Raw genomic sequence first — 20,198 nt, forward strand, 5'->3', positions numbered from 1 at the left:
GAGGGGCAGGCGGTGGATCACCACGTTGAGAAAGCTGCCCACCACCAGCCCCATGAGGGCGGCGGCCAGCGCCAGGGCCCAGCCATGGGCCGCGAAATACTCACCCAGCAGGGTCAAAACAGCCTCCTCAGCTGTTGGCGGTGGCGTCAGACCACTTCACCCATCTTGAAGATGGGCAGATACATGGCGATCACCAGGCCGCCGATGATCACCCCCAGGAAGGCCATGATCAACGGCTCCAGCAGACTGCTCAGGCCATCCACGGCGTTGTCCACTTCTTCTTCGTAGAAATCGGCCACCTTGCCCAGCATGGCATCCAAGGAACCGGCCTCCTCGCCGATGGCCACCATCTGCACCACCATGTTGGGAAACAGGGCGGAATTGCGCATAGCCTGCTGCAGGGAAACACCGGTGGCCACCTCGTCGCGCATGCGCAAGATGGCGTTGGCGTAGACGATGTTGCCGGAAGCGCCGGCCACCGTGGTCATGCCCTCCACCAGGGGCACACCGGCGGCGAACATGGTGGACAGGGTGCGGGCATAGCGGGCGATGGTGGCCTTGTTGACGATCTCTCCGATGATGGGCACCTGCAATGCCATGCGGTCCAGCAGGTGGTTGAATTTGCGCGAGCGCTTTTTGGCCTCCAGAAACAGCACCAGAGCGAGGGCGATGCCGCCCAGCACAGCCCACCAATAGACCTGCAAAAAATTGGACATCTCGATGACCATCTTGGTCATGGCCGGCAAATCGCCGCCGAAGCTTTTGAACATGGACTCGAACTGGGGGACCACCCAGTAGAGCAGGATGCCGGTGACGATGAAGGCCGCCACGATCACTGCGGTGGGGTAGAACATGGCCTTTTTGATCTTGCCCTTGATGGCTTCCACTTTTTCCTTGTACAGGGCGATCTTGTGCAGCAGGGTTTCCAAAATGCCGGCCTGTTCTCCGGCCCGCACCAGATTGCAGTAGAGTTCGTCAAAGTGGCGGGGATGTTTTTGCAGCGCCTCAGAGAGGGAGGCGCCGCCCTCCACATCGGCCTTGATGGTCAAGATCAGCTCCTGCATGGAGGCGTTCTCGTGTCCCCGGCCGATAATTTCGAAGGACTGCACCAGGGGCACCCCGGAACTCATCATGGTGGCCATCTGGCGGCTGAACACCGCAATGTCCTTGGGCGTGATTTTTTTCTTGCCGGACAGCAGGGGCTTGGGTTTTTTCTTGACCTTGAGGGGGTTGATCCCCTGGCGGCGCAGCTCCGCCTTCACCAGGGCCACGCTGGCGCCCCGGAACTCGCCTTTGGCGCGCGCGCCCTTGCGGTCCGTCCCTTCCCAGACAAAGGTATCCTGCTTCAGTGCTTTTTCTGCCATGACTACACCGTTATCACCCGATTGATTTCTTCCAGGCTGGTCAGACCCGCCCGCACCTTGTTCAGCCCCGAGGTCCTCAAATCGGCCACGCCCTCCTGTCGGGCCATGTCCGCCAGGGCCATGGCATTACAGTTTTCCATAATCAGGCGTCCCATGTCTTCCGAAATCGGCATCACTTGGTAGACACCGACCCGGCCCTTGTAGCCGTCGCTGCAATGATCGCAACCCACCGCCCTGAAAACCGTGAGCCCGTTCACCTCTTCTTCGGCGAAGCCTTCCTCAATCAGGGCCTCCGCCGGAATCTCATGGGGCGCCTTGCAGTGGGGACACAGGCGCCGCGCCAGGCGCTGGGCCACGATGAGAGATACCGACGAGGCGATATTGAACGGCGCCACACCCATGTTGGCCAAGCGGGTGAGGGTCTGGGGGGCATCGTTGGTGTGCAGGGTGGAAAACACCATGTGGCCGGTCTGCGCCGCCTTGATGGCGATTTCCGCCGTCTCCAGGTCACGGATTTCTCCCACCATGATCACGTCCGGATCCTGGCGCAAAAAGGCCCGCAGCGCCGAGGCGAAAGTGAGGCCCACCTTGGGGTTCACATTCACCTGATTGATGCCGGGCAGATTGATTTCGGCCGGATCCTCGGCGGTGGAAATATTGCGGTCCGGCGTGTTCAGGATATTCAGGCAGGTGTAGAGAGAGACCGTTTTGCCACTGCCGGTGGGACCGGTCACCAACACCATGCCATAAGGCTGGTGCACGGCGGCCAGCAGGGCTTCTTTCTGTTCCGGCTCAAACCCCAGGGCGTCCACCCCCAGCTGGGCGCTGGTGGGGTCGAGAATTCGCAGCACGATTTTCTCGCCGAACAGGGTGGGGCAGGTGTTGACGCGAAAATCAATGGCCCGGTTCTTGGACAAGGTCATCTTGATGCGCCCGTCCTGGGGCAGGCGCCGCTCAGAAATATCCAGCCGTGCCATCACCTTCACCCGCGCCGCCAGGCGGTTGGCCAGGGCCGGGGGCGGCGTGGCCACCTCGTGCAACACCCCGTCCTCGCGGTAACGCACGCGGTAGCTTTTCTCGTAGGGCTCAAAATGAATGTCAGAGGCACCGCCGTTGATGGCGTCCAGAAGGAGCTTGTTGATGAATCGGACGATGGGCGCATCGTCCACATCCGAATCACCCCCGTCATCCTCGGGCAATTCGTCGCCGCCGGAGATTTCCAGATCATCCAGGTCCGCATCCGCCAGATCGGAAAGACTGGTGTCCTGCGCCTCCATCACCTGGTCGATGGCCAGCGAGAGCTTGTCCTGCTCCACCAAAACGGGCTCCACACTGCAGCCCGCGTGAAACTTGATTTCGTCCAGCCCCTGGAAATTGGTCGGATCCGACACCGCCACGAACAAACGCTTGCCGCGCTTGAACAGCGGCAGGGCATTGTGTTTGCGGATCAGCTTTTCTTCCACCAGGCCGGCGGTTTCGCCGTCGATGTCCATGGCGGCGATATCCAGCAAAGGCAGGCCGAAACCCTCCGCCCCGGCGACAGCGACGGTGAGGGCGTCCAGGGCGCGGATGTTTTCCACCAGCTCGGTGACAAAGGGCACCCCCTTCACGCTGGCCGAGTCCACGATAGACTGGGCCTGATCGTGGGACAGCAACCCCTCCTGCACCAAGGTGCGGGCGAAGCCGGTCATGGCGATGGTATTGTCCAGTCTGGCGGTATCCATACGGTTTCACACCCTCCCGTCCTCCCCTATCGGCGCGGCAGAGAAATTGTTTACGGGGCTATCCCCCCAGCGGCACCAGCAGGGAAACGGTCACTGCAGCGGCGAGCGGCGCGCCCCAGCGCGCAAACAGCCGCCACACCTGCGGGGCGGAGAAAAAGCGCCCGATCAGGAAGGCGGCCGAGACGGCATACAGTGAATAGGCCGCCAGCAAGGCCACGGCGACCGCCGGGAGACCCGCCGTCACCGCCGCCACCGCCACCACCACGCTCAAGCCGCAAAGAAACAGCGCTTGCCGGACAAGCTGCGCGCCCACCCTTCCCCAGCTGGTCAGCATGGCACCCAAACTCCCGAGGCCGGCCTGGACCGAAAAGGCTCCGAACAAGGCCATGAAAACAAAGGTGACCTCTGCGTCCACACCATTTTCGGCCAGCGCCCGCCCGGCCCAGGGAACCGCCACCGCCAGCAATAGAATGCCCGCCACCAAACAACGCGTTATGTGGGCCACGGCCCGCTCCAAGACGCACAAGGCCGAAGCGAGGTCATCTTCCCGCCAGGCGGCCACCAGGGCGGGCACCACGAGACGCAAATGGGACTGCGATAACAGCAAGGGCAGACGTGCGAAACTGGTCAACAAGCCATACAGTCCCGTCGCCGTTGTCCCCAATACCATCCCCACCACCAGCACATCCACCCGGGCAATTGCCTCAGCCAGGACCGTGCTCAGGCCCATTTTCCTGCCCAGGGAGCGATAGTGGCAAACCACGGCCGGTGTCACGCCGCTGACCTTCTCACCCGGATACAGGCGCAGCAGCGCCAGCAGGCCCAGCCCCTCGGCGCCGGCCATGAGACCGCACAGCAGCGCCAGCGACAGGCCCGGCCAGGCCGCCAGCACCACCGCGATCACCGTCAGCACTGCCTTGGCCACGGACCACTGCGCAAAGCGCACCACGTTTTGGGTACCGATCAGACAGCCGCTCAAAAAACGTCCCATCACTGCGGGCACCACGCCGGCGGACAAAATGAGCAGCAGCCCGCCACGACTGTCGCCCAAGACCAGCCACACGCCCCCCAGGGCCGCCAGCGCAGCGGCACCCACGGCACCCGCTCGGACGCCCGCCGCCAGACCCGCTCTCCGGACCTGGTCCTGGGGCAGGTCCGGATCGGCAGCCATCAGAATCGCTGTTTGATGATTCCCAAAGCCAACCGCCACAATGCACAACAGCCAGGCATTGAACACCCATACAAAGTGTCCCAGATCCTCCAGGCCATAGCGCGCCCCCACCACGCCGAAAAGGGATGCCCCATACGCCGCCTGGACTGTTGTGGCGCCCAGGCTCCAGTAAAAACCCCCGTCCGCCCGCCCGTTCATGGTCCAAGCCCGGCGCCCCAAAAACGGCTCCAGCGATACAACACTTCGGCGCTGCCCTGATCGTAGCGACGCAGCAAAGGCGAAATGGGCGAGCCCCGGCGCAGGCCGTGGCGGCGAAAAGAGGCGTGCAAGGTGGAAAACACCTCCGCTTGGTGCTGCAAAGCGGGCCAGGGCAAGGCCGGCGCCTGCACAGCGGGTCGCACGGCGGGCAGATACGGGGCCAGGGCGGCGGTGCCGAAAAAATGGGCGGCCACCTCCAGCCACCGTGAGGGAAGTTGCACCACCACGGGCAGCAGCTCTTTGCGCACGGCACCCAGTGGCCGCGGTCCCACCCGCACCTGCAAGGGTGCATCGGGCTCGGGGGTGATGCACACAAAGCTCATCCAATCCACCGCGAAATGGCACCCGCCCGCCACCCCTGCGCCGCCCCGCGGCCAACGCATGCCGCGTTGCGCCAGACTCAAGGCGCGGTACGCCAGCTCCCGGCCGCGCATCGCATCCCGCTCCCCCGCCACGTATGCAGTGCGCAGCACACGGATGTCGCGTTCAAACGCCCTCATCTCGGCAAGGTCAAGGCTGCCCAGGCTGCGCATCAGGCTGAAACTGTAGCGCAGAGAATAGAGCACCCGCAGGAACGCCGGCGAATAGTGTTGCATGACCAGGGCCCGCGCCAGGGCCGCCAGCTTGACCGGCACCCACAGAAACAGGAAGGACCGGTGGAGCTGCCGCCGCCAGGAGGGCGGTGGCGACTCCACGGTTCCCAGCGCCGGCGGCAGCGCCATGCCCGAACCCGAAACGAGGTAGTCGAGACGGCTTGCCAGTTCGACGGGCACCAGCATGCAATCCAGCGCAACGGGGCTGGCGCGGCGCAGCCGGCGCAGGGCGGCATACAGGGGGCGGCTTTCGATACTTTTGTCGTAGAACAGACAGAAGTCCAGATCGGACACACCAGGGCAGGCCACTTCTCCGAAACGATGCAGCGCCACCACCCCGGGAAGGGCAGTCAAAGCGCGTATCACGCGCTCTGCCGCCGCTTCGTAATCCTGCGGCCCCGGCAGTTTCGAAGACATCATGACTCCGGCGCGCGGCATTCAGCCAGCGCCGCCGCATAAGCCCTGACTCTGGCGCCGAAATCCGAGGGAAGCGCCTGGCGCACCCATTTGGGCGTGGTATCCCGCAAACCGCCGCAAAGGCGGGAGAGGTGCGGATTGAAAGCCAGGGCCCGGCAATAAGCAGCGCCGGGCAAGCCTTTTTCGCGCTCTCCCCATTCCTGGCGCAGGCGGCTGGCAAGTGCCAGCACCCCGCCCGCATCCCATTCCTCCGCCGCCCGGGCTATTGCCTCCGCCTTGGACAAGGCTTCCCCCCGCGCCTGGTAGCCGAGCGCCGGCAACAGCGCCACATAGGAAAGAGTGTTTTTAAGCGCATACCAGTTCGCGATGCGCAAGGCCGCCACCGATTCAACGGTGCGCACGGCCAGGGAAAGCAGGGCCCAGCGCGCCCCCGCGGCATCGTGGTCGCTGCCGGCCACGGAAAATGTCATCTTCCCGGCCAGGCTGCGCGCTTCGCGCCACAATGCCGGGGGATAGTAGACGCCATCGCCAAGGTGCGCTTCAAAGCCCGTCAACACAAACCACTCGTGGTGTTGCTGGCGGTCAAAGCTGTATAAGTGCGGCGCACACGCCATGCTTGTTTTGCGGGCCCGGCCCAGGGCCGCAGGGTCCATGCATGCCTCGGCCGGAAGCACCCACAGGGCATCCAGATCGCTGTAGCCAGGTACCGCATCTCCAAGGGCGTAACTGCCATGCAGATACAAACCACCCAGCCCTTCACCGCCGCTGACAAAACACGCCCGCAAGCAACCCATACGCCGGAGAACATCGGGATGGTGCGGGTACTCCCATGGCGGCGCGACAACATTCACGCCAGCCCCGGGCCTGGTAGCCAGTGTTTGCGCCAGCCGCTCATAGGCTCGTGCCAGACGCGCGGCGAATGCGTCCGCCGCCCACACAGCTCCCCCTTGGCCATAGAGTCCGTCGATGAGCGCCGCCCAGGGCCGCTGACCCGCCAGGCGCCGGCGCAGCGCCGCGGTCAAAGGGGAATGCAGCCGCGCGCGGCGAAAGCCGGGGCAGCGGGGATATCGCAACAGACTGGCAGGCGTTACCGCCGTGGACGACAAGTACACCCTGAGCGCATGATCCAACAGCGCTTTGACGCTGTAGACGGCGGGCCGCGCTGCGACCCAACGCGCGGCTGCCTCGTCCCGTGCCGTCACCAGCCGGCTGAGCAACGTGTCGCGTGCGCGTGGCGGCCTCCTTTCTGTGGCCGGTTTAACTCTCCGGCTTGAAATAGACATTGGCCCCTGTTCCCACATCGCTTTCGAAGTCTCCGCTGGACGCCTTCAGGCCACTGTCACCAATGACTTCGTAGTGGTAACCGTGTGCTTGCAACAGCTGCCAAAGGTCCGCCGGCCGGTACCCGAAGCGGGCACACCACAGCGGTGATACTTCAATGATCAGCGCCGGCCGCTGGGTCTGCAACAAGCGGGACGCCCCCTGCAACACCGCCCGCTCAGCACCCTCCACATCGCATTTGATCAGGCGAATGTCAGCGAGCCTGTTCCGGCAGGCATAGTCATCGAGCGTCAACGTGGCAATACGGCGTACAGCGCCCGCTGCGCGGTCCACAAGGTGGTTCATGGCATGGCCGATCGCGTGATCGGTGATATAGGCATGGCCGTTGTGATCCGACACCGCGCAGGGGACGAGCGTGATCCGCGATGCAAAACCATTGCGGCGCACATTGTCCGCCAGGTAGCGTCCCACCAGGGCCCCGGGTTCGAAGGCGTGCACCGTGACCCTGTCGCAGGCCAATGCCCCGTGCAGGCTGAACCAGCCGATGTTGGCCCCCACATCGAGCAAGGTGCCCCCTTCGGCCAGCGCGTCGCCCAGCAGTTTGGTGGTCAAAGGCTCGTACTGCCCCCGGTACAGGCGGGGTTCCAGGCCCGCCCCTGGTATCTCGCTCAGATAGGCCAGCTCCAAACCGTTCGGCAGGCACACCCACACGCCGCCGGCATCCACTTTGATACCGTGAATACCCGTGGTCTGTCGCAGGGCACGGCCTGCCCGGGCCCACCGGCCCAGGGCGAAATAGGGATAACGCTCCCGATCAAAAAAACGCGCGTAGCCGCGTCGCAACAGGGGGACGCGTTTGAGACGCGCCGCCACAGCCTGCCAGCGCAAGCTGGCACTACGGGAAGCGGCCATGTTGCGCTCCCTTCACCGTGACGCCGGTATCCTCCGAAGCCTCGATCAACTGGCAGATCTTGTGTGCCGTGCGGTCCCAGCTGTAGCGGCGGGCAAAGGCTGCACGGGCGCGCCGTGAGTGTTCTTTGCCAGCGGTCCCTTGGGCAATTTGCGACAACACGTCCGCCAGGGCCTGGGGGTTGTCCGGGGGGAAATAGCGGGCCTGGGACCGGAGCACTTCCCGGTGAGCGGGAATGGCGGAAGCAACGACTGCGGCGCCGCAGGCCAGGGCTTCCAAGGGCGTGAGTCCGAAGCCTTCGTACCATGACGGTGCCACCAGCACATCGGCGGCGCTGTAATGACGGCGCAGCGCAGTGACATGCAGCGACGGCAACAGTTCAAAATGCAAATGGAGCGCTGCCGCACGTGCCTGGCATTTGTCTCCCAAATCACCCACGTGCACCCATCTGAGTGCCGCTATCCGCTCTTTGAGCAAGGCCAGCGCCTCCACCACCACGCGATAGTTTTTCCGCAAGGCGCCGTGTCCTACAGTGAGCACAACGAAGCACGACGAAGCGTAGTGCAAGGCCGCGCGCGCCGGGACCCGGGGTTCGGGATAGAACAGAGCCGCGTCAACGCCATTGCGGGCCACCGCAATTCTGTGTTCGGCGATACCCAGGTACCGCACCAGTTCATCCCGGGTGAAACGAGAGATGGCCACCAAATGCCGGGCGCGCAACAAGCCCGGCTTTTTGAACAGCATGCTGAGCAACCAGATGAACAGCTGGTGCGGCGCCATGGGATAAGGCATCGTCCATGGCCGGCGCAGGCTGGCGAGGTCATGCACGTGCACGCAGCCGCGGCAGCCACGCTTCAGCCACAGCAGACACGCGGCATTGGCGTGATCCGTAACATAGACCCAGGCGCCGGCGGGAATTCGCGCGCGGCACCAGCGCGGGTAGCGCACATAGCGCTGCCAGGCCTCCGTCAGCCAGCGCAGCCACGTCGATCTTGGCACGCGCGCCGGGCGCCTCACCAGCACAGTGAGCTTCACGCCGCGCCGCTTGAGGGCGGCTGACAGGGCGTCCGTGACCACTTTGGTGGAATAGGCCTGCAAGCCCTCAATGCCACCAACGATATAAAGCTCCGGCATCATGGGGCATGACCTGCCGGCCGGCGGTGCTTTTCGAAAATGTCCACACACAATTCCGTCATCAACATCAGATAAAGGATAAAGTAGTGCCAGCGCAAGCCCGTGCGGGGCGGCCGCCGTAGCACCTGACGGACAAATTCCGGGTTAAACAAACCCGTTTCGGTCAGGCGGCGTTCGCTCAGGTATTCCCGCGCCAGGGGGCGCAGATGCTGATTAAAAAAGCGTGGCGCGTGGAGCTGGAAACCGCTCTTGGGTCTGGCAAAGAGCGCACCGGGCAGTTCGTGGCGCAAGCTGTTTTTCATATAGCCCTTCAGCTGGCCACCGGGCATCAAGGTCCTGCGCCCCAGGTGCTGGACGGCTGCATGCAGGTCCGCGTCCACGAAGGGCACCCGCACTTCCAGGCCCCAGGCCATTGCGGCCCGGTCTTCCTGCCACAACAGGTCATTGACCAGCTTGTTGCGCCACTCGAACTGATTCATCGCCACCAAGGGATCGCGGTGGCAAGGCCAGGCCTCCCGCAGCACGTCGAACGCGCCGTCCGGGGACGCATCCAGCATGCGCGGGCCGTACAGGTCGCGGCGCAGCCTGGGGCTGTCCCAGACATTGCGCAGCAATCCGTACACCCAGGGCCAATCGCCATGGTGACCCAGCATGCGCAGGGCGCGTTCCGGTTCGCCCCAAGGCAAGCTGCCCAGCCTTGCCAGCAAGGGGGCAGCGCTCCTGCCCGCCATCCTTGCCAAAGCACCGGGCAGGCGCATCAGCTGATAAAAAATGCGGTGGGCGTTGTAGCCATAGAACAATTCATCCCCACCGAGACCCGACAGCACGACTTTGACATCGCGCGCCGCGAAGCGCGCCAGGGCATACACCTGCACGGCATTGACCTTGGGTGTTTCCAGATGCCAGAGCAGGCGCGGCAAATCGTCTTCCAGGCTCAGGATCAGGGGTGCTTGTTTGTTGGGTACCCCGAGCAGGCGCGCGCTTTCGGCGGCATAAGGGGCCTCCCGGGGATCGTCACCCACAGCCAGGGTGAAGGTTTGCGGTCGAATCCCGCATTGCCGCTTCAGGATGGAGACCAGTGCAGCGGAATCCAGGCCACCTGAGAGGTAGGCGCCCACCTCCACGTCGGCGACAGCATGGGCCTGCACCGACTGGCGCAGGACCATGGGCACATCCTCGGCGGGCATGACGTCAGGCGCCAATGTCCGCTGCCTTGCCCTTGCACCGCTGTCCGGCCGCCATTCCAGCACGGCACCGGGCGAGAGCTGTTCAATGCCCCGAAAGAGGCTGAGGCCGCCGGGCAGGTAACGGAAGTTCATCAGAACATGCAAGGCCTGTTCATCGATCCGCGCCAGTTCCGGCAGCACGGCCAAAATGGCCTTGGCTTCCGAGGCGAACACCAAAGTTCCGTCGGGGCGGTGATGAAAAAACAACGGTTTGATTCCGCATGCATCGCGTACCAGATAGGCCCGGCGTTGTGCACCGTCCCACAGGACGAAGGCAAACATGCCACGCAGCCGCCGCCATGCCTGCCATCCCCCGTTCTGATAGAGTGCGAGTATCACTTCCGTATCCGAGCGGGTTCTGAATGCCTGCCCCTGGGCACGCAGGTCGTCACGTAAGGCGGCGAAGTTGTAAATTTCACCGTTGTACACCAAGGTCACCTGGCCGTCCGCGCTGCTCATAGGCTGGGCGCCGCCCGCCAGATCGATAACCGCCAGCCGGCGATGCCCCAGGGCGACATGTGCCCCCAGATGCTCTCCTTGCCCATCGGGACCGCGATGAACCAAACTGTCGAGCATGGCTGCCAGGAGGGGCGCCGCCCTTGGGCCTCCCTCAGGGGAAGGTGACAACCAGCCGCACAAACCACACATCAGAACACCGCACCGCTTTGCCGGTACCGCTGCATTTGTTTATGCAGATTTTCCACGCAGGCGCTCACAAATCCGGCCACGTCGATGTGTCGGGCAAGCATGGCCTGGCGCGCTTGCTGCCATTGCCCCGGATCTGTCTCCAGAACGCTGCGCAAGGCCGGCGCCAAAGCCGCCCAGTTGACTTTGGGAACATTGCGCACCAGGCCGAAGGCGGCTTCCAGATAGTCGGTGTAGCCGCGGGCGGTTTGGGCGCAGTAGAGCGCGGGCACCCCCAGCATCGCCGCTTCGGAGGCCATGGTGGCACTCTCGCCAATATAGGCGCGACAATGGGCCACAACATGATGCACCGCTGCCGCCGCGCCGGTGTAGCGATAGGCCTCGAAGGCGGCTGGCAGGGGCGCCTCAGAAGAAATCAACACTTTTCCCAGTGGCCTCAATTCGGCCAGCAGCTGCTTGAGCAGGGCCACGTGCCAGCCACACTGGCCAACATCGTGGCTGGCCTGCCAGGAGACCAGTCGCACAAAGAAGGTGTCTCCCTGTGACGCCAGGCCATTGGCCAGGGCCAGCGCCCTGGCGGGCGTGAAGCGTTTGGGGTGCAGATAACTGAGTTCGTGAAAACCCCGGTAGCGCAGATGTCGTCGCCGGGGCAACCACCCCCGATAACAGTGCGGCACTGCCACGCAGCTCGCAAAGGGGTAAGTCATGGCGTTTTGCAAGGTGGCGTTCTCGGTATCGTAGAACACCAGGGAGGGCACACCAGTCATGCGTCCCACCTGGGCAATGCTGGTGCCGCCAATGGCCGTCATGATGTCGGGCTGGAACCGGCGCACGATGTGCCACAACGCGACATTGCGCCGCGCAAGCTCCCAGCCCAGTCCAACCAGCCCACCCTTGCCCAGCGCCGAAATGGGCTGGTGCGCAAAACCCAGATCATCCAGCAAGGTCAGCGCCATTTCTTTGTCGCGGCTGGTAATGAGCAGCCGATGGCCCCGCTCCCGGAGCAGGCGCAAAGGGTGTCGGAAAAAGTGCACGTGGGCAGGGTGGCCGATATCCACCAGCACGTTCATCGCGGCGGCCGTCGCTGATAGAGCAACATGGTGATCTGCTCCGATACCAGGCCGATAAGAAAAATCACCACGGCAGTGGTCAGCAGCAAGGCGCTCATGTTGGTAAAGCGCCCCATGGTGAAATAGGTAAACAGGTAGTAGCCCACCCCCAAAACAAAATGGGCGATGCTGAACGGCAAAAACAATTTGAGCGGTGAATACAAGGTGCCCACCCGAAAGATGATCAGTAAAAAACGCAGGCCGTCCCGCACCGGCCTGATATGGCTGCTCCCCTGCCGCGCCGCCGCGTGAATCGGCACGTAGGCGACGGGATAACCGGCGCGGAAAAACGCCATAGTACTGGTGGTGGGATAAGAAAAGCCGTTGGGCAGCAAATGCAGAAATTCCCGGAACGGCGCCGCCCGAACCGCCCGAAACCCGCAGGTGAGATCGCGGATCTCATGGCCCGTCATCCACGTGGCCAGGCGATTGTAAAAGCCATTGGCCAGCCGCCGCGCCCAACCGGCCTGGCTGGAGGGGTGCCTCGCCCCCACGGCCATTTCATGACCCGCCTCCAAAGCGGCCACAAGCGCCGCAATGTCATCGGGCACGTGCTGACCGTCCGCATCCATGAACACCAGGATCTCACCGCGCGCCAGGCGGGCGCCGGTTTTCACGGCCGCGCCATTGCCCAGGCTGTAGGGGTGGGAGCATCGTGTGACGCCGTGGTTCGCGCAAACCGCCGCAGTGCCGTCGGTCGAACCGTCATCAACGACGATGATTTCCGCCTCGGGGTACAGCAACTCAAGCCTGGGCAGCAATCCGGCAAGACCGGCCTGTTCGTTTTTGGCAGGAATGATAATGCTGAGCATGTCCTTCGCCAGCCACGGGGGGCGCAATCAAATCTACACGGTGGCCTTAACAGCTTTTTGAAAAACAGGGTTTCCCGACAAGCTGTGGACGGTGCAGGGAGGCACCGTCATGTTCAACGGCGCCGGGCATTGAACATCCTGCTAAGCCGTCAGTTATTTTAATTCGGTCCCCTGTGCGTTTTCTTGACGGGCAAGATCCTCCCGCAACTGGCGTTCCAGCCGCTCAAACTCGGCGGCGTAATCGAGACTGGCCAGGCGCTTGCGGAACTTCTCCGGTGGCGGCGCGTTCCGACGCACTGCTTCCAGATGAAGCAGGGCCTCGCGGTAAAATCCCCGGCTGGCCAAAATGGCGACCTGGGATAGACCGGTATCCAACTCCGGCTTCAGCGCCTGATTGGCGGTAAAGGCTTGCAGTGCCCTCCCGCCATCCCCCCCGGCCGCGAACAAATAGCCGCGCAGATGAGTCAGCTGGCGCTGCGCCGCCAGCTTGCTTTGCGCCGCCGGATTCCGGGCCAGCGCCGCCAGCATGGCATGAGAAAAACCGCCGTCCAGGCCACGGCAGGCGGAACCGGGCGCCACATCGAGTACTGTCTTCAGCAACTCGAAGGTTCGGAAGTCATAAGGAGCGGTCTCCAGCACCCGCAAGCTGGCCTGGATATCATCCGGCGTCACCGTGTCGTAGCTGCACTTGAGTACCAGCCAGTGCAGGCGTATGGGGATGTTGGCGGGCAAGTGGTCCATGGCCAGGGCCAGCGTCGCCAGAGCCAGATCCGGCCGCCCCGCCTGTTCCAGGCTGTAGGCCGCCACCCGCTGGGCACGCTGGGAAGTGGGGTTCTGCCCGGCCCAGTGCAAAGCCAGGCGCACTTCATCCCCCCAAATCTGGGCCCTGGCGGCCGTGTTGACCGCCACCAGGGCCACCAGCGCCACAGGCAGCGCGGCAGCCGCTTTACGTGCGCAGACCAGGCGCACCAGGCCGGCGGCAAGCGGCAGCCACAACAACATGGCGGGCAGGTAGTTGCGGTGTTCAAAATAGATCTCCAGACCCAAAGTGGTAGATTCCAAAGCATGACCCACTAAGAAGAACAAAACCCCCCCGCTCAGCAAGGGCCAGCGGCGGGACAGGCTCACCGCGCCCGCCAGCAAGGCCGCGATTCCCAGGGCGGCAGGCAATGTAGTGGCAGGGGAAAACCAGCCCGTGGACACCACATAGTTTTCATTGAACAAACCCCGCGCCGGCAGCCAGGGCACAAACCAGTGGTACAGATAGTCGAACAGCACCCGGCCCTGGGTCAGCAAACGCTCCAGCGGGCCGAAGTCGCGCACCTGATAGCCGCTGCCGGTCACCGCCACATACACCAGATAGGCCAAAATCACCAGGCCGGGAAGCCCCAGGAAGAGGCCGATAAAACGCCAAGAGGGACGCGTTCCGGAGGCGGCGCTCAAGAGGGTGAATTCCAGCACCAGGATCAATGCCGGCAATAACGCGCCGTTTTCCTTGCAGAGCACGGCCAAGGCCGTACCCGACACCACGCTGGCCCCCATACCCAGGTAGGCACGGACCGGCCGCCGTTCCAGCCACGACCGCCCGTGCAAATAGCCGTGGAGGCCGAGCAGCACAAAGGTGGCCGACAGAATTGCCATGCGCTGCACGACATAAAGGGTGGTGGATACCAGCAAAGGATGCAGCAGCCACAACGCGCTGGCCAACAATGCGGCCCAGGCGGCCTCGCGCGGCTTTTGCCCGAGAAAATCGCGCAACAGGCGATGGGACAGCGCGAACAGCAGCACACCGTTGAGGAGATGAAACAGCACATTGGTGTACTTGAACGACCAGGGGTCCGAGGGCCATCCCGTGTCGTTGATCAAGAAACTCAGCAAGGCCAGGGGACGGCCGCCGGGCCCGCCGACGCCCCCCAAGACATATTGGCGGAAGGTGTTCCAGTCGTGGACACCGCCCACCTCACCCAGCCTGGCGAGACTGGAATAATCATCAAACAGGAAAGGGCCACCCAGGCCCGGCCAATATACCGCCAGCGCCAGTGCCGCCAATGTCAGCGCGGCAGCAAGAAATGGGATTGGAAAGCGCTTCACGACGAGAGAGAAAAACCGTTGGGTGGCGCGAGGTTCATGCCGCGATCAGGCTTGCCCCGGCGATGGCAAGGACAACGGAGGGAGATAAGGCGGGGTGAACCGGAGCTTGTTGACACCGTCATGGGATTCACCCGGCACGGCCACACCGCAAAAAGATCAGGCCCGCGCGAAGCGGGCCTGGCAGCGGAGCCTGTATTGCTTAGCTGCGGCAGTTGGAGGGCAGATATTTGTCGTCGATACTGTCTTTGGCGCAAGTCCAGGTCACCGAGCCGGTGCCGGCGGTGGGGCTGAGCGTGAAAGTCTTGCCGGCAACTACCGAGGCTACGCCAGAACTCTTCATGGTGACAGTGATTTTCCCGTCCGCCACGGCGACCTGGCTCACATAGTTGCCTTTGACGTCGGTAGCGGCGGGCAGACCCTTGGAACCGCTGGATACACCAGTGAACGTGCCCGAGTCCGCATACACTTCGGCAATGGTGGACTTCAAGCCCTCCGCCAGGGTGATGCCTTCAGACACCTGCGCGCGGGCGGTGTAGTCCTGGTAAGCGGGAATGGCAATGGCCGCCAAAATGCCGATGATGGCGACGACGATCATCAGTTCGATCAGTGTAAAACCTTGCTGCTTGTTCATCTCGGGTCTCTCCAGTGGTTGTTCAGTGGTGTCAAATCTTGTAAGCGTCCAGTCTTGCCCGTCGTTGGCGGTCTCCGTGCCGGGTCGCTCCTGCTGGCAGGACGGGAAGCCGTATCCGCCGTGCTGACCGAAAAAGCAGAATGCATGCCAGCCCGTCCCTGCTGTTGCCGATTCTGCTTTGCCACCCTGAAAAACCCGCGAATTTGTGACATCCATCACATTTCGCGACGGCTCTCTCGGCCGCTCTTTCAAACTCGACTCGCTGGTCCTGTCCTTGGCAGTCGCGCGCAAGTGCCGCGCGCTGACACTTAGTGACCAAAATTGTCACCCCATTTGGCCTTAAACTGCAAGGGGAATGGGGACATTTGACACAATTTTTTCTTCCGGGTCGCCAGGGGTGCGCCTCAAGGCACCCGAAACCCGACAGTTGCAGCTAGTCCAATCCGAGCTTCTTGAGCCGGTAGCGCAGGGCCCGGAAGGACAGCCCCAACAGCTTGGCCGCCGCGGTTTTGTTGTAGCGGGTCTTTTCCAGGGCCCGGGTGATGGCCCGCTTTTCCACCGAATCCAGGTAGGGTTCCAGTGCCATGGGCTCGTTGTCCTCCAGCATGTCCGGGATAGGTGACGACTTGTTGCCGGGAGCAACGTCCTCCCCGCGCAGTTTCAAGTCTTCGGCCTGGATGGTGTGGCTTTCGCACAGGGTGATGGCGCGCTCGAGAATATTCTCCAGTTCCCTGACGTTACCGGGAAAGGGATAGCGCTCCAGGGCGGCCAGGGCAGCGTCGCTGAGCTGGGGCACGGGCATGTCGCCCGCGATGGCCGCCTGTCCCAGAAAATGCCGCGCCAGCAGGGGGATATCGCCAGGCCGCTCGCGCAGACCGGGCACCCTGAGTTCAATGACGTTGAGCCGGTAATAGAGATCCTGGCGGAACTCGCCGCTGTCCACCAGGGCAGCCAGGTTTTTATGGGTGGCGCAAAGAATGCGCACATCCACGGGGATTTCCTTCTGCGCGCCAATGGGCCGCACGGATTTTTCCTGGATGGCGCGCAGCAGCTTGACCTGCATGGCCAGGGGCAGATCGGCCACCTCATCCAGAAACAGGGTGCCGCCGTCAGCAGCCTGGAACAGGCCCTCTTTGTCCGCGTGGGCGCCGGTGAAACTGCCCTTTTTGTGGCCAAAGAATTCGCTTTCCATCAATTCACCGGGGATGGCGCCACAGTTCACCGGCACAAAGGCCCGGTCCGCCCGCGGCCCGCGCTCGTGGATGAGCTGGGCCACCAGCTCCTTGCCCACGCCGGACTCGCCGCTGATATACACTGGCGCCTGGCTGCGCGCCAGTTTTTCGATCATGGCGCGGATTTTCCTGATGGCGGCGGACTCGCCCAGGAGCTGCTGGCCCGCCGTCGGCGCAGCCGCCGGCCCGGGGAGGGACAGCTTCAGGGCCCCGTGCACCAAGCGCCGCAACAGCTGCAGTTCCACCGGCTTGGAGACAAAATCGAAGGCGCCCGCTTTCAAAGACTGAATGGCGGATTCCATATTGCCGTGGGCGGTGATCACCGCCACCGGGGTGCGGGGGCAGTGAACCTGAATATGCTCCACCAGCTCGATGCCGGTGCCGTCAGGCAGACGCATGTCCGTCAAACAAAGATCAAAGGCCTGGGCTCGCAGGCAGGAGCGGGCCTCGGCCAGATTGGCGGCACTTTTGCACGTCACCCCCATGCGGCCCAGCGTCAGTCCGATGAGCTCGCGGATGTCCGGCTCGTCGTCCACCACCAGGGCCCTTGCGCCCAGCTCTGTCATGCCACCTGCCTCCGCCTGGGGTCGGCGAACGTAATGCGAAAACAACTGCCACCTCCCGGGACGGGCAGATAGGCCAGCCGGGCCTGATTGGCCTCGCATAACTCCCGGGCAATATACAGGCCCAGCCCCGTGCCACCGCTGCCGGTGGTGAAAAACGGTTCGAACAAGTGCTCCACGTCGTCCTCCGGCACCCCCGGTCCGCGGTCCAGTACATCCAAAAACGGGTTGGGGTGCTCGCCGCTTTGACCGCCGCGCAGCACCAGCCGCGGTCCCGCGGCGTCGGCCGGGCTGTAGCGCAAGCCGTTGCTGCAAAGATTCCAGGCAATCTGGTGTAATTGGGTGGCGTCTATGCGCACCTCGGCATGGGGAGGGTCAATGTCCAGTGCGATCGCCTCCGTCCCGATGCCCTGCGCCACACAGAAGTCCGCCACAAACCGTTCCAGCCAGGGCCGCAGGGCAAAATCCTCCGGCCGCGCGCGGCTGCGGCGGCTGAGTTGCAATATGTTTTCAATGATGGCGTTCATGCGCTGGGAGTGGTCGCAAATGATTTCGGTCAGGCGCTGGTCGTCCGCAGCCAGGCCGGTGGACTCGGCCAGCAACTGTCCCGCATGGCTGATGGCCCCCAGGGGATTGCGGATCTCGTGGGCGATGCTGGCAGTCAGGCGGCCCAGAGAGGCCAGCTTGAGCTGCTGGGCCTGTTGGGCGGTGGCGGCGGTGTCTTCCAGGAAAATCAGGCTGCCTGCGGGGCCGATACTGGCAAAACGCGGCATGATTTCGGGGCCGGCAGGATCGTGGCGGAAAAAACACGGCTCGTCGTCTCTGCTGCGTTGCCACAGGTGCAAACGTTCCTCCAATGCGGGAGACAGGCTGGCCAGAGTCTGCGGGATGCTCCGGCCCTCCCCACCGAGCAGATGCCAGGCGGATTCGTTCACCAGCCGCACGTTGCCCTCCGCGTCCACCACCACAATGCCCGTCTGCATGCGCTGGATGATGTACTCGGTGAGCTGCTGCATATTGGCCAGATCCACCCCCCGCTGGGCTGCCAGGGCTTCGCTTTCGCGGGCGCGGCGGGCCAGCACATGGGCCAGGTAGGCGGCGGCGAAGTACATGGTGCCCAGCAGGCCGGCGTGGGTGTAATCCGCCGCGTGATCGGTTTTCAGCCACAACCAAGACTCCACCCCCAGCACCGCAAGCGCCGCGATGGCAGCAAACAACACCGCCAGGCGGGCGCTCATCAATATGCCGCCGCCGGCCAGGGAGGCCACCAGCAGCAGCCCCAGGCCGCTGCGCACGCCATCGGCGGCGTAGACCAGCAGCGTGATGGCGGCCACGTCCACCAAAAGCTGAAGGAACAACTGAACGGAAAACGCCGGGCGCCGCTGCCGCAAGGTGAGCGTCCACAACAGACTCAGCAGAACATAGGCCGTGCTCACCGTGAGCAACAGCGTGGCGCTCCGGCCCGCGGCGGATACCGCACCGGCGCCGCTCAAGGCGGCGATGAACAGGGCTCCGCTCAATATCAGACGGTAAACGTTGAGCAGAACCAGCGGTTGCCAGCTTTGGTTTTGGAACTTGTCCATACATCCCCGCACCAGGGCCTGGGGCAGCGCGGCGTCCTTGAAGCCACGGCCACGGCGGCGGAAAGTCCGCCATGTGTGGACTTGATCGGCGGGCGGCGCGCAGAGCTTGAGAGCAGCCGGACCCGAACCGGCCTTTCGCGCGCCAGAGCGGGAAAGGCCCGGGATATGACGGGAAGGGGGTTCCGCCGAGCCTTGGCCGCATCAGTCCCCGGGGAGTTTTGTGGGATTATTTCGAAGACGAAAGGGCAGGGCTGAACGGGCAAGGCCAAACCGGGCGTCATGCCGCAGTGGCGCGAACGCCCGCAGGGGAGGGACCGAACACCCCAAGCAAAAGAACGTTGCCTGGCGACAACGTTGGTCGGGGTGAGAGGATTTGAACCTCCGGCCCCTGCCTCCCGAAGACAGTGCTCTACCAGGCTGAGCTACACCCCGAATCAGTAATCCCGGTTGACCGAGAACTCGGCCAGCGCGCGCAAGGCGTCTTTATATGTTGAGGCGGGAATGACGTCCAATGCACTGAGGGCCAGATCAACCTCGGCCCGGGCCGAGCGCGCAGTGTACGCGATGGCGCCGGTTGATTCAACGGCGGCAGTGACCTCGCTGATCCGGTCGCGGCCGCCGTTTTCTATGGCGCGGCGAAGCAGGGCCGCCTGCTCCGGCGTGCCGCTGCGCATGGCATGAATCAAAGGCAGCGTCGGCTTGCCTTCCGCCAAATCGTCACCGATGTTCTTGCCCATGGTGTCGGCGTCGGCGCTGTAGTCCAGCACGTCGTCCACCAACTGAAAGGCCGTGCCCAAATGCATGCCATAGGTGGCCATGGCGCGGCGTTCCTCATCGCTGCGACGGCTGATCACCGCCCCCAACTCCGCCGCCGCCTCGAACAGCTTGGCGGTTTTGGAGCGGATCACATGCAAATAGCGTTCTTCAGTGGTGTCCGCATCGTTGCAGTTGAGCAACTGCATCACCTCGCCCTCGGCGATGGTGTTGGTGGCCTGGGCGAGGATTTCCATCACCGTCATGCTGTCCACGTCCACCATCATCTGAAAGGCACGGGAGTATAAAAAGTCGCCCACCAGTACGGCAGCTTCATTGCCCCAAATGGCGTTGGCGGTATCGCGGCCGCGGCGCTTGTCCGAGGCGTCCACCACATCGTCGTGCAGCAAAGTCGCCGTGTGGATAAACTCCACGATGGCCGCCAAGGTGTGGTGATGGGAGCCGGTATAACGGAAGGCACCCGCGCTGAGCAGCACCAGCACCGGCCGCAGGCGCTTGCCGCCGCTGCTTACGATGTAGTGACCAAGCTGGTTGATCAGCACCACTTCGGAAGACAGCCGGCTTTTGATGAGCGCGTCCACGGCGCTCATATCGTCGGCGATTAACGTATGTATCGCACGGATATCCATGAAAAAATTCGTTACGTCAAGGGAAGGCCCCGCATGCTATCCCGGGCAGGC

At 63.5% G+C, this 20,198-nt stretch carries 16 protein-coding genes and 1 tRNA gene; all 17 read right to left on the bottom strand.

All coding sequences use genetic code 11. From position 1 onward, the window contains the following. Positions 1-117, bottom strand: a 117-nt coding sequence (locus ENJ19_04245; GenBank protein ID HHM04940.1) for a prepilin peptidase, incomplete at its 3' end; no start/stop codon positions are given. A 29-nt stretch (positions 118-146) separates the two neighbouring features. After that, positions 147-1,364: a type II secretion system F family protein gene (locus ENJ19_04250; protein ID HHM04941.1), complete on the bottom strand. Its 1,218-nt coding sequence runs from the start codon at positions 1,362-1,364 to the stop codon at positions 147-149. A 2-nt stretch (positions 1,365-1,366) separates the two neighbouring features. Then, entirely contained in the window at positions 1,367-3,055 is a 1,689-nt protein-coding gene (gene pilB / locus ENJ19_04255) for a type IV-A pilus assembly ATPase PilB (GenBank protein HHM04942.1), read from the bottom strand. A 91-nt stretch (positions 3,056-3,146) separates the two neighbouring features. Continuing rightward, positions 3,147-4,457 (bottom strand): hypothetical protein, encoded by a 1,311-nt coding sequence (locus ENJ19_04260; GenBank protein HHM04943.1) that lies wholly within the window; start codon positions 4,455-4,457, stop codon positions 3,147-3,149. After that, positions 4,454-5,530 carry a hypothetical protein gene (locus ENJ19_04265; protein ID HHM04944.1) on the bottom strand — a complete coding sequence of 359 codons (1,077 nt, stop codon included), beginning with the start codon at positions 5,528-5,530 and terminating at the stop codon, positions 4,454-4,456. Before ENJ19_04265 ends, ENJ19_04260 begins: the two co-directional genes overlap by 4 nt. Then, positions 5,527-6,744 carry a hypothetical protein gene (locus tag ENJ19_04270; GenBank protein HHM04945.1) on the bottom strand — a complete coding sequence of 406 codons (1,218 nt, stop codon included), beginning with the start codon at positions 6,742-6,744 and terminating at the stop codon, positions 5,527-5,529. Before ENJ19_04270 ends, ENJ19_04265 begins: the two co-directional genes overlap by 4 nt. A gap of 40 nt (positions 6,745-6,784) precedes the next feature. Beyond that, positions 6,785-7,720 carry an FkbM family methyltransferase gene (locus tag ENJ19_04275; protein HHM04946.1) on the bottom strand — a complete coding sequence of 312 codons (936 nt, stop codon included), beginning with the start codon at positions 7,718-7,720 and terminating at the stop codon, positions 6,785-6,787. Continuing rightward, positions 7,704-8,855, bottom strand: a complete 1,152-nt coding sequence (locus ENJ19_04280; GenBank protein ID HHM04947.1) for a glycosyltransferase family 1 protein — start codon at positions 8,853-8,855, stop codon at positions 7,704-7,706. The genes ENJ19_04275 and ENJ19_04280 overlap by 17 nt, the downstream gene beginning before the upstream one ends. Then, positions 8,852-10,726 carry an asparagine synthase (glutamine-hydrolyzing) gene (gene asnB / locus ENJ19_04285; protein ID HHM04948.1) on the bottom strand — a complete coding sequence of 625 codons (1,875 nt, stop codon included), beginning with the start codon at positions 10,724-10,726 and terminating at the stop codon, positions 8,852-8,854. Before asnB ends, ENJ19_04280 begins: the two co-directional genes overlap by 4 nt. Continuing rightward, positions 10,726-11,793 (bottom strand): DUF354 domain-containing protein, encoded by a 1,068-nt coding sequence (locus ENJ19_04290; GenBank protein HHM04949.1) that lies wholly within the window; start codon positions 11,791-11,793, stop codon positions 10,726-10,728. Before ENJ19_04290 ends, asnB begins: the two co-directional genes overlap by 1 nt. Continuing rightward, a complete protein-coding gene (locus ENJ19_04295; protein ID HHM04950.1) occupies positions 11,790-12,644 on the bottom strand; it encodes a glycosyltransferase family 2 protein in 855 nt (284 codons plus the stop codon). The genes ENJ19_04290 and ENJ19_04295 overlap by 4 nt, the downstream gene beginning before the upstream one ends. A 153-nt stretch (positions 12,645-12,797) precedes the next feature. Then, entirely contained in the window at positions 12,798-14,735 is a 1,938-nt protein-coding gene (locus ENJ19_04300; protein ID HHM04951.1) for a hypothetical protein, read from the bottom strand. A gap of 199 nt (positions 14,736-14,934) precedes the next feature. Continuing rightward, entirely contained in the window at positions 14,935-15,366 is a 432-nt protein-coding gene (locus ENJ19_04305) for a prepilin-type N-terminal cleavage/methylation domain-containing protein (GenBank protein ID HHM04952.1), read from the bottom strand. 433 nt (positions 15,367-15,799) lie between these two features. Continuing rightward, positions 15,800-17,164: a sigma-54-dependent Fis family transcriptional regulator gene (locus ENJ19_04310; GenBank protein HHM04953.1), complete on the bottom strand. Its 1,365-nt coding sequence runs from the start codon at positions 17,162-17,164 to the stop codon at positions 15,800-15,802. Next, positions 17,161-18,744 carry an ATPase gene (locus ENJ19_04315; protein HHM04954.1) on the bottom strand — a complete coding sequence of 528 codons (1,584 nt, stop codon included), beginning with the start codon at positions 18,742-18,744 and terminating at the stop codon, positions 17,161-17,163. The genes ENJ19_04310 and ENJ19_04315 overlap by 4 nt, the downstream gene beginning before the upstream one ends. A 355-nt stretch (positions 18,745-19,099) precedes the next feature. Next, a tRNA-Pro gene (locus tag ENJ19_04320) sits at positions 19,100-19,176 on the bottom strand. 2 nt (positions 19,177-19,178) lie between these two features. Further along, entirely contained in the window at positions 19,179-20,147 is a 969-nt protein-coding gene (locus ENJ19_04325) for an octaprenyl diphosphate synthase (GenBank protein HHM04955.1), read from the bottom strand. Positions 20,148-20,198: the final 51 nt, after the last annotated feature.

Source organism: Gammaproteobacteria bacterium, assembly GCA_011375345.1.
Classification (GTDB): domain Bacteria; phylum Pseudomonadota; class Gammaproteobacteria; order DRLM01; family DRLM01; genus DRLM01.